A 12715-nucleotide genomic window follows, 5' to 3' on the forward strand; every position below is an offset into this window, starting at 1 on the left:
AATTTTGCCAGTTTGGAGAATCTATGGAATGTAGCGTTACAGAAGTCTAAGCGCTTTCTATATTCGAGCATTTACTATAAAGGAGAAAGCTGATTTCGGTTAGGAAGGAGTTGAATCTAATTTATGTGTCAAGATGGAAGTGTTGGAGGAAACTTTAGTTGTTGTGTGCCTAAAAAATATGTCCAAGATAAAGTATGTAATAGTTTCACCGTTGCAGGTGATGATGTAGTAGGCGCTGAAATTATTTACGCGACAAATGCAAACGAAGTGATTTTTGCATCAGGTTTTATAAAAAACATTGGCAACTTCCCACTTACTGTTCAATTTGTAAAGGGAGCTGATCCTGTTGCGGGTACAGGTGGTACAGTCGTTAGACAAACCGTTATACCAATAGGAGGCGCATTTACCTTTACTATTTCACGCTTCGATACAATTCGCGTGTTTGCCGTGGGTGCAACGGACTTACTACCAGCTGCTGGTGAATTCTGTATCACACCTCGTTACGAACTTTCTTAATAAGATTGCGACTATGGGATGTGCCAAAAGGTCGATTCCTTTATAAAGGAATTCGGCTTTTTTGATATACATTATTTACTTTTTTTACTCCAAAGATAAGTGGTTATGCGCCCCGTGGACTGAACGTTTATTTGAAGAAGAACATAAATGGCTACTTGAGGAAGATTGCAAAGTTTGGCCACATAGTTGAGGCGATAGCCAGTTGCCGGTATGTGCCGGGAACTGGCTGTTAATAATTCACGTTTCGAAATCACTAGGATAGTACAAATCTTTACGCAAACAGACATCTCGATGTGTGAGTGATTCACCTTTAAAGCGTAGCCAAATTTCGTCATCTGCCATAACGCCATGTGTTTTACGGACAATGCCCCAGCGATTATAAGCTTGTAAACCTAAACTTTCAAGAAGCTCTTGCGCATTTATTCGGGTAGGAGGGAATGTCCGCCATTTGAGCCAACGCTCTAGTTCTTCAAGTGTGATGTGGCCTTCCATGTTCGGTGAAAACTGCTTATTGAAATCTTCGATATAATTAATGACATAAGGTGTACCACCTTTTGCTGGTTTTAAATCTACGGAAGCAATAACCTCATCCATCCACATCACATCAAATTTCATATAATCAATCATTATTTTCACCTTCTATCCATAACTTTTGAAATATTGGGTCATTCAGTTGTGACACTAACACTGTTTTTGCACGTCCGAAATCAAAAGGGCTTTCTTCTAATCGTGTTATTAATTGTTTTTTATAAATAAACGGTGGTCCGTCATAAAGTGAAAGCTGCTTTGAAAACGATGAATTAAGTGGCTTTGCTTTTACTTTTCGTTTTAATATGGAAATCGGCTTACCTGGTGCATAATCTTTTTCATCAGATAACAGGCTTAGCCCATTATCAAAAATAGGGGCTAATGACCATGTTTTAAACTTAGGATCATACAAAAATAAGATGTTATTTGTATGGCGGTCTTCATTTAAAATAAGTGCATCCAAAGCAAATAATTGTGCCAATTCTTGTCGTATGTTAAGTCCAGTAAAACTTTCAATTTGCGCAGATAGTTGCTGAAATTTCTCTTCTGTTGAAAGTGTCTTGTCAGTCGTAATAGAATCTGTTGAAGTGAAATTTGCTTCAAATAACCGTTCAAGTGTAACCTCTTGTAAATCCCCACGAAAATCATATGAATAACATCCTTTAGTAATTTCACCGTCAGGTAATTCAATTTCGCAAGGAAAGTATTGAACGTAGCGGTTGGAAGGTAAAGTGGAGCAACTAAGTATAAGAGTCGCCAATACTTCTGCTTTACTTTCATAGCCACGAGCATCTTGCTTAATCCATTTATTACCAATACGCCATTTCGATTGGTCTCCCTTGCTGGATGTACTAATAATAGGATGTGCCGATTCAGGAATACTGACCCTTTCGATATGCATTGCACCACTTCCTTAATATGATTTTCTTTTATTATACATAACTGACACTGGAAAACCCTATACTTTTAGCAGTTTGCGGTAATATTCTATGGTATCTTCGTTGAAAATGATATACAGTATGAAGTGTTGTTAGTAGAGTTGTATATTCGTTTTACAATAAAAACAACGAACGAGCATCTAGTAGGTGCACGTTTGTTTTCGTTTAAAGTAGCCTTTTCTGGCCATCAACTAAGAAGCAATACGCACATGAAAGGGGCATGCAAAGACGAATGAAGCTTTTTAAAAGGATTGTAAAAATAGTTATATTACTAATGATCGTCATAGGCTTACTGATAGGATATGCTTTTAAAATTGAACCAACGATGTTGGTCGTTCATACTTATGATTTACATGGAAACAAAGGACAAGCATTAAAAGTAGTGCAATTATCTGATATTCAAGTAAGTGAAACATATACAGTTAAACAGATGCAAGATTTAGTCAACAAGGTAAATCAATTATCGCCTGATATCATTGTATTTACAGGCGATCTATTTGAAAATTTTTCTGCGTTTCAACATCAACAAGACGTAACGGATAATCTATCACAGCTCAAAGCTACGGTCGGGAAATATGCCATCTGGGGAAACCGCGATTACGGTGGTGGAGCTTATAGAATATACGAAGATGTATTAACAAATTCAGGTTTTACTTTATTAAATAATAGTGGCGTCAATGTCGATGTATTAAATGGCAAGAAGCTATTTATCGGAGGATTGGATGACGGTTTGCTAGGGAATCCGGATGTCGACAAGTTGGTAGCGACGATGGATGATAACTATGATTATAAAATGGTTCTTATGCATGAGCCGGATATGGCAGACCTGTTACAAGATACTTCAGTTCAGTTGTTGTTAGCTGGTCATAGTCATGGCGGACAGATAAGAGTTCCGTTTTTCAAAACAACTACTGCATTGGCTGAAAAATATAATGCTGGATTTTATACGATAAATAAAAGCACAGGCATGCAACTGTATGTCAATACAGGAATTGGCACGTCGAGAATTGCTGCTCGCTTTATGGTGCCACCAGAGATATCTGTATTTAATATTCATATGTAAGATTAGTTGTTGGGTCATAACCTATAATTATATAATGTAAGTAACTGACTATATAGGGAGCTGAAAGAATGTTGGCACGATCGAAAGTATTATATTTTGTAATGAGCCTAATGGCACTAGTTGTTGTTCTGACGGGTTGTGGAACCTCAAAAGAGGATACGACAGCGGAAGAAAATGTTGATTATGCGACTAATGTGAAAGAAAATCCAATTGTGACGATTACAATGAATAACGATAAAAAAATTGTCATTGAACTAGAGCCTAAAGTAGCGCCAAATACGGTGGCAAATTTTGTTTCCTTAGTGGAGAAAGGTTTTTATGATGGTCTTATTTTCCATCGTGTAATTCCTGGCTTTATGATTCAAGGTGGCGATCCTGCAGGTAATGGCTCAGGGGGCCCTGATTATTCGATTAAAGGTGAATTTACTAATAATGACTTCGAAAATAATTTAAAGCATGAGCGCGGTGTCATTTCAATGGCACGTACGAATGATCCAAATTCTGCGGGCTCTCAATTTTTTATTATGGTAGAAGAAACGTCCCAACTTGATGGCGATTATGCTGCATTTGGTAAAGTTATCGAGGGTATGGAAACGGTAGATGAGATTGTGGCTGTTGAACGCGATGCAACAGATAAGCCATTAGAAGATCAAGTTATGAAAAAAGTAGAAGTGGATACAAAAGGCTTTGCATATCCCGATCCGGTAGTGCAAAAATAGGTTTACATGAAAAAACACGTTGATTGGTTGTGATGATGCACATCTAGTCAACGTGTTTTTGTAGTGTTAAAATATGGTAGTTATTAAAGGTAGGAACCTATGCGAAAACGAACGCTATAGTGTTTCCTTCAAAGATTTGGACATCGCCGAAGTATGACCGAATGTGGTCTTTTTAAAGGGAGAAATAAAGATATGGAATTTCTTTTTGTGCTATTCATATGTCCTATTGTTGTGCTACTAGCAACAAGACTTTCAGTGAAACAATGGTTTGTCATGCCTATCGTAACGTTTATTGTGTTTGCAATCTTAACTGTTACTGTTTTCAATGTAACCTTTTTTATTTGGGCAGTTATGTATTCACTGCTGTCATTAACGGTCAGTTTAACAATGAAATTTAAGCGAAGAAACGTTAACGTATAGTAGATGGTACATGTTCTATTTGCATTGACATCAGCCAAATAAAATCTTCCTCAGCAATCAGTTGAATATCATAGCCACGTTGCATAAACTGCTCGGCTTTTAAATGCTTTGTGCTTTTGTCTCGGCGGTTTTTACCAAGAATTACAAAATGGGTGTCCTTTGTAACAGCTCCTTGGATTAAAGCGCCACAAGCGCGTGCCTTTTTCGCTGCTTCTGAGCGTGTCATTGTGGAAAGTGCCCCTGTAAAGACGATATGTTTATTATAAAATGGATGCATGAAACGGTCGGATGGATGGCAAAAGAAGATCATTTCGGTGTTGTCTAGATTGTCGTTCATATCAAATCTCCTAATGGGAGGGCATTAATACCCTTTGTTTTGTAAAATAGTACTTTCTTGTAAATAAGTAACGTGATAGTGTGTAGCTAATTGCTGTAAAAAACATAGTAATGTTGCGCTATCACCATCCTGAAGTAATTGCTCATAATGTTGTTTTTCTTCTAGTGTGGCAACTTTTCGGAAATAGCCCCACATATGTTGACAGGCATTGCGCTTGCTGCCGTCAGTTGGCGTTTGTTGGTATGCGTCTTCGATTAATTGTTCAATATGCTCATGGGACAGCTGATCTCGCATAGCCTGGCGAAGTTGATTGTAATGCTTTTGGCTATAATACATAACACGATATTTTTCTTGACGCCATAATTTTTCTGTTCGTTGACGGTTCATACGATTACACTTCCATTATCAAATATTTAAATCTATATTAGCATAAACATCATAATGAACGACAATTCTAAGTTACTAATCATGGAGGATAGAAAATGTCTTGTGATCAATTTTTAAAAAATGTTAAAACCTTAATAAATATGCATGCACAAGGCCATCTAGGTGGAGAAACTATGCCCGAAGATGTATTAATTGGAACGGTCAAACAACAAGATTTACTTGAAGTTTTAACACTGTCCATGGCTTTAAACTATCAAAGAAATTCCTATACGCTATGGCAATCTGTTGTGAAAGCTTATCAAGATGAAAAAACAAAGTGGATTTTTCATCCGAAAACGGTAGCAAGTAGCGATATAGCTATTTTACGTGAAGCATTGTTGCTGCATCGTGTCGGGTTACAACCAAATCGGCATCCAGAAATATGGCATCGCGTGGCACAAGGAATCGTTCGTTCCTCGGCAAATGGAGATGTGGAAGGGCTATTGGCGTCTGTTCACTATAATATTCATTCGTTGAAAGAGCTAATGCAAAATACTCGAAAATCCGAGTTCCCTTATTTATCAGGACCTAAAATTTTTAACTACTGGCTTTACGTGTTGGAGAGCTATTCAGCTATTTGCTGGGAGGATAGGGAGCTTATTACAATCGCACCGGATACGCATATATTAAAGGCTACGGTGCAATTAGGATTATGTCCACCTACAGTATTAAATGGTGGGGTAGATGATCGAAAAGCTGTAGCGCTTGCCTGGGAACAAGTGCTCGAAGGAACTGGAATTGCTCCGATTGATGTCCATACACCATTATGGTTATGGTCGCGAGCTGGATTTCCATCACTTGTGTGACAGTAATGATTGAATTACATGTAGCAAATTGGTATATTAATGTATACATAAGAAAATCGATGATGTGATCAAGTAAGTAAGGATTGTGAACCAGAAAATATAGCCTAGGCTGAGAGCTATATCACCTCTTCTTATTGAACCCTACCACGGAGAAGTCAGTTAACAACTAACCGAGTCGTTTCGTTACAAACGTTTAGAGGGCTTATGTTTAAGCCGAACTAAGGTGGTACCACGTCAATTAGCGTAAAGACGTCCTTTATGAGGATGCTTTATGCTTTTTTTTATTGAAAACTAAGGAGGAAAAACGATGTCACAAAAAATAAACGATTTTTCAAAATGGTATGTAGATACAATTCAAAAAGCAGATTTAATGGATTACACGCCAGTTCGTGGTTGTATTGCGTTTAAACCAGATGGCTATGAATTATGGGAGCATATTCAAGCAGAAATGGATAAGCGCTTTAAGGAAACAGGTCACCGTAATGCCTACTTCCCAATGCTTATTCCAGAATCATTTTTCCAAAAAGAAAAGGATCATATTGAAGGGTTTTCGCCAGAACTTCCTTGGGTAACTGAAGCGGCAGGCGAACAATTAGAAGAGCGTTTAGCATTGCGTCCAACTTCTGAAACGATGATTGGCCATTTATATTCCAATTGGATTAAAAGTTATCGCGATCTACCAGTATTAATTAACCAATGGGCAAATGTATTCCGTTGGGAGAAAAAAACATTGCCATTTATCCGTACGTCGGAATTTTTATGGCAAGAAGGTCATACGGCTCATGTTGATGAAGAAGATGCACGTAAAGAAACAATGCAAATGTTAGCTATTTATAAAGAAGTTGTCGAAGGATTATTAGCGATTCCAGTCTATGATGGACAAAAAACACCGTCAGAACGTTTTGCTGGAGCGGTTGATACATTTTCGATTGAAGCGATGATGCAGGATGGCAAAGCTGTACAAGCAGGAACATCTCATTACTTAGGTACAAAATTTGCTGAAGCATTTGATATCAAATATTTAAATAAAGAAAATAAACATGTCCATGTCCATACAACATCGTGGGGCACGTCCACACGTTTAATCGGTTCCGTGATTATGGTACATGGGGATGAACAAGGACTTGTTTTACCACCAAGAATTGCCCCAACGCAAGTAGTGTTAATTCCAGTGGGTCCGTGGAAAAAGAACCCTAAGATTATGGAGAAATTAGATGAAATTTTTGCAGCTTTAAAAGCAAAAGGCATTCGTGTTCGTCTTGATGATTCAGATCAATCACCAGGCTATAAATTTAATGAATGGGAACTAAAAGGTGTACCTGTGCGTATTGAGTTGGGCCCACGTGATTTAGAAAATGAGCAAGGCTTAATGAAAGCGCGTGATGAAGAAGAAAAAGTATCGGTTTCTTTAGATTCAATAGTCGAAAGCATTGAAAAAGAATTAGCAACGATGCAAACGCGATTATTTGAAAAAGCAAAAGCTTTCCGTGCGAACAACTCACATACACATATCGATACAATGGAGCAGTTAAAACAACATTTAGCGCAAGCTGAACAAAATGAAACGATTCCTGGTTGGATATTAGCTGGTTGGTGTGGCGACGATGTATGTGAAGAAAAGGTCAAAGAAGAAACAAAATTCACAACACGTAACATACCATTTAACCCACCGACGACGAAGCATACTTGCATTCATTGCGGCAAAGAAGCAGCGCATACTGTGTGGTTTGCACGTGCTTACTAGTTTTTAACAGACGATAAATAGTATACTGGATTACTTCCGGTATGCTATTTTTTTTAAGGAGGGAAACTTTGAGAAATATTTACAGCCTAACAGTATTGCTTTTTGTCCTATTTTTACTTGGTTGTACGCCAAATAAAGTGACCGTTGTTGAAATGGAAAGCTTTTCGAAGGAAAAACAAGACACAAAGAAGACCTTTACAGAGCAGTCGACGATCGATGATTTTACGAAAGCGATAAACGAAGCACAAAAAAGAGATGGAATTGCCGATGTAGCGGCCCCAGATTATAAAATTAAAGTAGGAACCGACGCTTATTTTCTTTGGTTAAGTGAAGATTCTGGAATGATTATGTATACGAATGATAAAGATACACGCTACAAGTTAACAGATGAATCGACTGCGAAGTTAAATGAAATAATGGAATAGACATGTTTATAAATGAAATTCATTGCCAGCGATATATAATGCCCCATTGAGGTACAAGACAGGAACCCGTCCATGTCTTGTACCTTGACTTCTTCCACCATCATTTTCCCACCGATCAATATCCCGTCCATCTTCGTCCCACACGTCAGGTCTTTCGTGGCCCTGCATTTTTAACATCACCCTTTTTATCATTTAATTCTATATTATGTCGTGTTGTAGGTTTTCGTTCATAAAGTGAAAATGCTCAATCGCCGATAAGATGGCGTGAATCGCTGATAGGGTGGCGCGAATCGCTGATTAGGTGTTGCGAATCGCCGATAAGATGGCGTGAATCGCTGATAGGGTGGCGCGAATCGCTGATTAGCCGGTGCGAATCGCTGATAAGATGGCGTGAATCGCTGATAAGGTGTTGCGAATCGCTGATAAGATGGCGTGAATCGCCGATAAAACAGATGAAATCCTAGGTAACCCAGCGCGAATCAACGGTATGTGCGATAACTATCGTTAATAGAAAAAATAACAACTAGTTCGTTGGGAAGAAATAATAAATTCCACTGGTTAAAGCTATATTTTTGCATATGTGCCAAGTTGTGCGGTGCATATACTGTGGTGAGGAAGGGGGGAGGTGAGCAATTATGAGAATTAACTGGAAAATTCGTTTCATGCACAAGCCATTTATATTGGCGCTGTTTTCCATGCTGCTACTTCTCGCTCAACAAGTAGGCGCTTTGTTTGGCTTCGATTTAACAAGTGGAATGAGCGAGCAATTGACAACGATTTTAAATACAGTGTTATCGATTCTTGTGTTAATGGGTGTTGTTGTGGATCCGACTACTAGTGGCACCAGTGATAGTGAACGAGCTTTAATGTATCGTAAACCTCGATAAAAATTTTATTACACTTTAAAAAGTGTAATTTTACAATAAAGGTGAATATGGTATAATGTAATAAAATTCTAATTGCTAGGGGGATGATTGATTGTCTCGAGAAATGGAGCAGCGAATTGCTAAGCTAGAAAAAGAGATGGAAGCGTTGCGACAGGAAATGGATGTGTTAAAGCACCAACAGCCACTTGAAAAGACAACTGTACAAAAAGTTAACCGATCCATTCCTGTACAGCCTAAAAAGCCAATACCTAAATCAGCACCGACACCGAAAACGAAACCACAGCGTTCATTTGAAGAACAAATGATGTGGGCGCTCCCGAAAGTGTTTATGGTTATTTTAGTGTTGGGCGTGTTATGGGGACTAAAGCTAGTTAGTGATTATGGCTACTTATCAAACGAGGTGAAAATCATCCTCGCCTATTCATTATCTCTCGCATTAGCAGCTATAGCGTATGTAGTAGAACATAAAAAACTTGGTTCATCAGCCATTACCATATCCTTATATGGTGGGGCATTTATCGTAGGCATTTTAACAACTGCGGCTGGTGCGATTTTGTATGAAGTAATCGGTCTAACATTAGCACTGATCATTGCCATTGTGTATATTGGCTACGGCATAGCCATTAGCTATTTCAAAAAGAATGAAGTACTTACGGTATTTGTAGCGTTTACCTCGTTGCTATTACCCTATTTACTAGAATATATGGATTTTAGCGCATTTATTGTATTGATCTTTGTTATTGTCTTATTGACGATGCTGCAATTAGTGATTTGGCATCATAAGCAAAAAATTGCCCTTTATATTTCAACCTTTTTCTCTATCATGGCAGTCGGGATTGTAGCGTTTATAAATAGTGACCATCATGTTGTATTTGCACTAGGGCTAATGATAACACTTGCCATCTTTTATACAAGTTGGTGTCGTCTGTATAATGTCGAATCGAAATGGAAGCCTATTCATGTCGGACTGCAATTTAGTTTAAGTGTCTTTAGCTTACTACTCTTGAACTTTATCAGTAGTCCACTTGAATATAATGAACTACTACTGCTTGGGCTTTGTATTTTGTTTGTAACTGTAGCGAGTTATGGCTATAAGCAAAAATGGCAGGAGGCATTTGATAGTGCCGTAACACTCGCATTTATAACACTTTGTAATACGCTATTAGTCATGAATCTACCAGAAAAGGTTGATGATTTACTGCTACCATTCATCGCATTTGCAGGCGTTATGATGAGCTTACGACTCCGCGTTAGTTTAATGAAAGTCGTCAGTTCCATTGGGTTTACGATCATACTGCTGTTAAGCTATGTCGCACACGAGCCAACACCATTTTTTAGCATCGAACATTTGAGTTTAATCATGCCTGGCGTGTACCTGTTCATTATTTATATGTACGCAATGCGTCAGAAGGACACAGTCAATGCATTTGAGAAGCTAATGAAAGATGTATACGTGCTCGATTTAGTAGCCGTTATGACGGCTGGTTACTTCCTTGTTTATATTGCCAAGCTTGATAGCGTGTATGTTGCAGGTGCTAGCAATTTCCCACATTTGATGAGTATCGCTATCGCACTATTTTTTGCAGGCTCTCTTGTGCTACCAGTTCACTATAAAGGGCGGGCACTAACGCCAGTTCTCACTGTGTTATTCCTGTTCTTTACCCTAATGATTAGCGGTATTCCTTATCATATGCAAGGCATAGAATGGCTAAATATCGCAACAAGACTCGTCTATATAGCCGTGTTTGTAGCTATCATCATCGATTTACTGATGCAGGGGCGCATTTATCAAATGTATCAACAGCATATGACGAAATATTTAGATTGGCTTATCAGCATAGGCGTAGTATGTACGATGATAGCATTATGTGGTCTAGTGTCACAGCTAGCTTATAACGACTTGCTCGCGTGGAAGCTCAGCATTGCATTCACAACCATTACATTATTCCTATCAGCTAGCCTATCACTATGGCTCGGCTCGATACGCCAATTACGAATACTTCGGCTTTCTGGCTTTGCCATTTTAGCCATCGCGTTTATAAAATTGATATTCTTCGACTTATCCGCACTTGATCTCTTCATTAGAGCAGTACTCTTTATGTCGATTGGCGGCATTGGCTTACTGTTGTCGGGGCGGTTGTTGAGGAAATAATATAAGGGTTATTTAGTTGGTCAATTAAAAAAAGACTAACTAAATAACCCATTGTTTTTAATATCGATTTATTGTTTCGGGGTCGTTTAATTCTGTAATAAACTCTTCTTCTTCATCCCGTTTAAAGGAGGTGTATGATTCGATTAAATCTTGATCGTATATAATGCTTAGTCGAGAAGATTTAGATGGTATTGGTGGAGTATTTGGGTCCTTATCGTGATCAACTAATTCTCCTTGTTTTGCGCTTGTGTCAGTAGAACCTCCTGAAGTATATTTACCTCTAACAGCGGATAAAACAATATTCTTAGCTGAAATTCCACCTTGAATTTGTATATTAGAAAACACACCAAATATATTTAATGTATCTTGTGAATAGAAGAATCCTTTGATTTTACTTGATACTTCCTCGTATTTAGAAATATTAATAAGTTTGATTTGACCTGAAGCGAAAATAATTAAAGTGCCATTAGAGCCTAATCCATTTAGTGTACTATCAGTTATATATACATCTCCGTCTACGTAAATAATTGCATCACTGTTTAGGGTAGAATTTGAAATAGTAAGGTCTCCAAAAACAAGATATTGCCCTCTTAAATTAACAGGACTTGCATTAATTTTAAAGCTCCCTTTTAAAAACTCCTCTCGAGTGTTCCATTCAATACAATATTTACCATTATACGTTTTGCAAGTCGTGTTTATAGTTTTAGTACCTCCAATTAATACAACATCATTTTTTGTTAAATTTACACTGTTTTTATTGCTATTAGTGATTGTTAATGAGTTTTTATAAAATTCTGTATAGCTACTATTTTGATATGAATTTGTAACTTTTTCTTGTATTTTTACACTGTCTGCATCTAGTGTTTTCGTTACAATAGAGACATTTTTTGAATCAAAAAATGTTGAACGAGCAAAGGTTTGAAGAGCCGGGTCTGTCACTTTGTATTTAGTATAGCTTGAGAGATTTTTATTTACATCTAAATTAAGTATATTACTTTCGCTTTTAAGATGTTTAATACTATTAGTCACAAATAAATTACCTGATTCTGGTAGTATTATTTTAGGAGTCACACTTTTTGAGTCTGCTTTTAACCTGGTATAAACACTATTAGTCCAGCTTGGAGTAGTCCCTGATAAATAATATCCCTGATTATGAATTACTAAATCTTTTGCTGTTTTAATATCCCCTTTAATGTCTACTCCTCCGTAAAAATAGATACTTCCGTTATCGTTTGAAGAAACCGCATAGCGTAACTGATCTGGAATAGCATCAGTACCAATGATTACTTGTGATCTAGTTACATGCTCTCTGTTATTTACTTTACCTGTACTTTTAAATGTTACAAGGCGTTTGTACTGATCTTTTTCTTCGCTGGAAATTCGTTCAATCTTTTCAATACAAACATTCGTTTCGTTTTTATTTTCTGCAGGGATCTTAATGCCACTAGTGCAACTCAGCTTAGGTGATTTCAAAGTATTCTCTAGAAATAATTCAAATGCGGTCTTTCCCATCGGATTGTCTTTGATGTTTTTTGCTAGAAAAGCTTGAATATCCTTGACTGCATATTCAATCCCTTTGTCCGATAAATCCTGCGCCTGTACAATTTCTTCCCGTGTATTGTTTTTCGTAATGCCACTTGTCGTTAAAGTAAGAAGGCTCAAACCGAGTACAGTGAAAATAATGATTATTGCAAAGGTTATTAATAGTGAGTAGCCGTTTTCATTTTTCCAAAAAGTTCTCATAAACTAGCTCC

15 protein-coding genes and 1 other annotated feature are annotated in these 12715 nt (G+C 37.6%); of the genes, 9 read left to right on the forward strand and 6 right to left on the reverse strand.

Features of this window, described 5'->3' with window-relative positions; translation table 11 throughout:
• Positions 1-123 precede the first annotated feature (123 nt).
• Entirely contained in the window at positions 124-516 is a 393-nt protein-coding gene (locus ACKVEV_RS01180) for a DUF3992 domain-containing protein (protein ID WP_409368558.1), read from the forward strand.
• Between the two features lie 237 nt (positions 517-753).
• On the opposite strand, the gene ACKVEV_RS01185 is transcribed toward ACKVEV_RS01180, so the two are convergent.
• Together ACKVEV_RS01185 and ACKVEV_RS01190 are read right to left on the reverse strand one after the other, a co-directional pair.
• On the reverse strand, positions 754-1143 hold the full coding sequence (locus tag ACKVEV_RS01185) for a hypothetical protein (RefSeq protein ID WP_409368560.1): 390 nt from the start codon (positions 1141-1143) through the stop codon (positions 754-756).
• Positions 1136-1945, reverse strand: a complete 810-nt coding sequence (locus ACKVEV_RS01190; RefSeq protein ID WP_409368561.1) for a hypothetical protein — start codon at positions 1943-1945, stop codon at positions 1136-1138. Before ACKVEV_RS01190 ends, ACKVEV_RS01185 begins: the two co-directional genes overlap by 8 nt.
• A 269-nt stretch (positions 1946-2214) precedes the next feature.
• On the opposite strand from ACKVEV_RS01190, the gene ACKVEV_RS01195 reads away from it, so the two are divergent.
• From ACKVEV_RS01195 to ACKVEV_RS01205, 3 genes are all read left to right on the forward strand, one after another.
• Entirely contained in the window at positions 2215-3045 is an 831-nt protein-coding gene (locus ACKVEV_RS01195) for a metallophosphoesterase (RefSeq protein ID WP_409368562.1), read from the forward strand.
• Positions 3046-3113: 68 nt separating this feature from the next.
• The gene (locus tag ACKVEV_RS01200; RefSeq protein ID WP_409368563.1) at positions 3114-3764 is read left to right on the forward strand and encodes a peptidylprolyl isomerase; all 651 of its coding nucleotides are present in this window, start codon (positions 3114-3116) and stop codon (positions 3762-3764) included.
• A gap of 192 nt (positions 3765-3956) precedes the next feature.
• A complete protein-coding gene (locus ACKVEV_RS01205; RefSeq protein WP_409368565.1) occupies positions 3957-4184 on the forward strand; it encodes a DUF2651 family protein in 228 nt (75 codons plus the stop codon).
• Here ACKVEV_RS01205 and ACKVEV_RS01210 read toward each other — a convergent pair.
• Both ACKVEV_RS01210 and ACKVEV_RS01215 read right to left on the reverse strand, forming a co-directional pair.
• The gene (locus tag ACKVEV_RS01210) at positions 4174-4521 is read right to left on the reverse strand and encodes a BRCT domain-containing protein (RefSeq protein ID WP_409368566.1); all 348 of its coding nucleotides are present in this window, start codon (positions 4519-4521) and stop codon (positions 4174-4176) included. The genes ACKVEV_RS01205 and ACKVEV_RS01210 overlap by 11 nt on opposite strands.
• A gap of 24 nt (positions 4522-4545) precedes the next feature.
• Positions 4546-4908 (reverse strand): DUF1722 domain-containing protein, encoded by a 363-nt coding sequence (locus ACKVEV_RS01215; RefSeq protein ID WP_409368567.1) that lies wholly within the window; start codon positions 4906-4908, stop codon positions 4546-4548.
• A gap of 95 nt (positions 4909-5003) precedes the next feature.
• On the opposite strand from ACKVEV_RS01215, the gene ACKVEV_RS01220 reads away from it, so the two are divergent.
• From ACKVEV_RS01220 to ACKVEV_RS01230, 3 genes are all read left to right on the forward strand, one after another.
• Positions 5004-5753, forward strand: coding sequence for a hypothetical protein (locus ACKVEV_RS01220; protein ID WP_409368568.1), 750 nt, complete (start codon positions 5004-5006; stop codon positions 5751-5753).
• Positions 5754-5803: 50 nt separating this feature from the next.
• Positions 5804-6013: a binding site (T-box leader), on the forward strand.
• Between the two features lie 47 nt (positions 6014-6060).
• A complete protein-coding gene (gene proS, locus ACKVEV_RS01225; RefSeq protein WP_409368569.1) occupies positions 6061-7497 on the forward strand; it encodes a proline--tRNA ligase in 1437 nt (478 codons plus the stop codon).
• A 68-nt stretch (positions 7498-7565) separates the two neighbouring features.
• A complete protein-coding gene (locus ACKVEV_RS01230; RefSeq protein WP_409368570.1) occupies positions 7566-7922 on the forward strand; it encodes a hypothetical protein in 357 nt (118 codons plus the stop codon).
• A 6-nt stretch (positions 7923-7928) separates the two neighbouring features.
• Here the strand turns inward: ACKVEV_RS01230 and ACKVEV_RS01235 are convergent, their stop codons facing one another.
• Positions 7929-8090 carry a hypothetical protein gene (locus ACKVEV_RS01235; protein ID WP_409368571.1) on the reverse strand — a complete coding sequence of 54 codons (162 nt, stop codon included), beginning with the start codon at positions 8088-8090 and terminating at the stop codon, positions 7929-7931.
• A gap of 467 nt (positions 8091-8557) precedes the next feature.
• Between ACKVEV_RS01235 and ACKVEV_RS01240 the strand changes: the two genes are divergently transcribed.
• Positions 8558-8809: a phage holin gene (locus ACKVEV_RS01240; protein ID WP_409368572.1), complete on the forward strand. Its 252-nt coding sequence runs from the start codon at positions 8558-8560 to the stop codon at positions 8807-8809.
• Positions 8810-8900: 91 nt separating this feature from the next.
• Complete coding sequence (locus ACKVEV_RS01245) at positions 8901-10961, forward strand: DUF2339 domain-containing protein (RefSeq protein WP_409368573.1); 2061 nt, start codon at positions 8901-8903, stop codon at positions 10959-10961.
• A gap of 57 nt (positions 10962-11018) precedes the next feature.
• On the opposite strand, the gene ACKVEV_RS01250 is transcribed toward ACKVEV_RS01245, so the two are convergent.
• Positions 11019-12704, reverse strand: coding sequence for a hypothetical protein (locus ACKVEV_RS01250; protein ID WP_409368574.1), 1686 nt, complete (start codon positions 12702-12704; stop codon positions 11019-11021).
• Positions 12705-12715 lie beyond the last annotated feature (11 nt).

This window comes from Lysinibacillus sp. 38-6, from assembly GCF_046245175.1.
Taxonomy (GTDB): Bacteria; Bacillota; Bacilli; order Bacillales_A; family Planococcaceae; genus Lysinibacillus.

Bases quoted from the DNA above. Each gene is read 5' to 3' on its own strand.
- ACKVEV_RS01180 (WP_409368558.1), top strand. From the start codon at position 124: ATGTGTCAAGATGGAAGTGTTGGAGGAAACTTTAGTTGTTGTGTGCCT.
- ACKVEV_RS01185 (WP_409368560.1), bottom strand. From the start codon at position 1,143: ATGATTGATTATATGAAATTTGATGTGATGTGGATGGATGAGGTTATT.
- ACKVEV_RS01190 (WP_409368561.1), bottom strand. From the start codon at position 1,945: ATGCATATCGAAAGGGTCAGTATTCCTGAATCGGCACATCCTATTATT.
- ACKVEV_RS01195 (WP_409368562.1), top strand. From the start codon at position 2,215: ATGAAGCTTTTTAAAAGGATTGTAAAAATAGTTATATTACTAATGATC.
- ACKVEV_RS01200 (WP_409368563.1), top strand. From the start codon at position 3,114: ATGTTGGCACGATCGAAAGTATTATATTTTGTAATGAGCCTAATGGCA.
- ACKVEV_RS01205 (WP_409368565.1), top strand. From the start codon at position 3,957: ATGGAATTTCTTTTTGTGCTATTCATATGTCCTATTGTTGTGCTACTA.
- ACKVEV_RS01210 (WP_409368566.1), bottom strand. From the start codon at position 4,521: ATGAACGACAATCTAGACAACACCGAAATGATCTTCTTTTGCCATCCA.
- ACKVEV_RS01215 (WP_409368567.1), bottom strand. From the start codon at position 4,908: ATGAACCGTCAACGAACAGAAAAATTATGGCGTCAAGAAAAATATCGT.
- ACKVEV_RS01220 (WP_409368568.1), top strand. From the start codon at position 5,004: ATGTCTTGTGATCAATTTTTAAAAAATGTTAAAACCTTAATAAATATG.
- proS (WP_409368569.1), top strand. From the start codon at position 6,061: ATGTCACAAAAAATAAACGATTTTTCAAAATGGTATGTAGATACAATT.
- ACKVEV_RS01235 (WP_409368571.1), bottom strand. From the start codon at position 8,090: ATGCAGGGCCACGAAAGACCTGACGTGTGGGACGAAGATGGACGGGAT.
- ACKVEV_RS01240 (WP_409368572.1), top strand. From the start codon at position 8,558: ATGAGAATTAACTGGAAAATTCGTTTCATGCACAAGCCATTTATATTG.
- ACKVEV_RS01250 (WP_409368574.1), bottom strand. From the start codon at position 12,704: ATGAGAACTTTTTGGAAAAATGAAAACGGCTACTCACTATTAATAACC.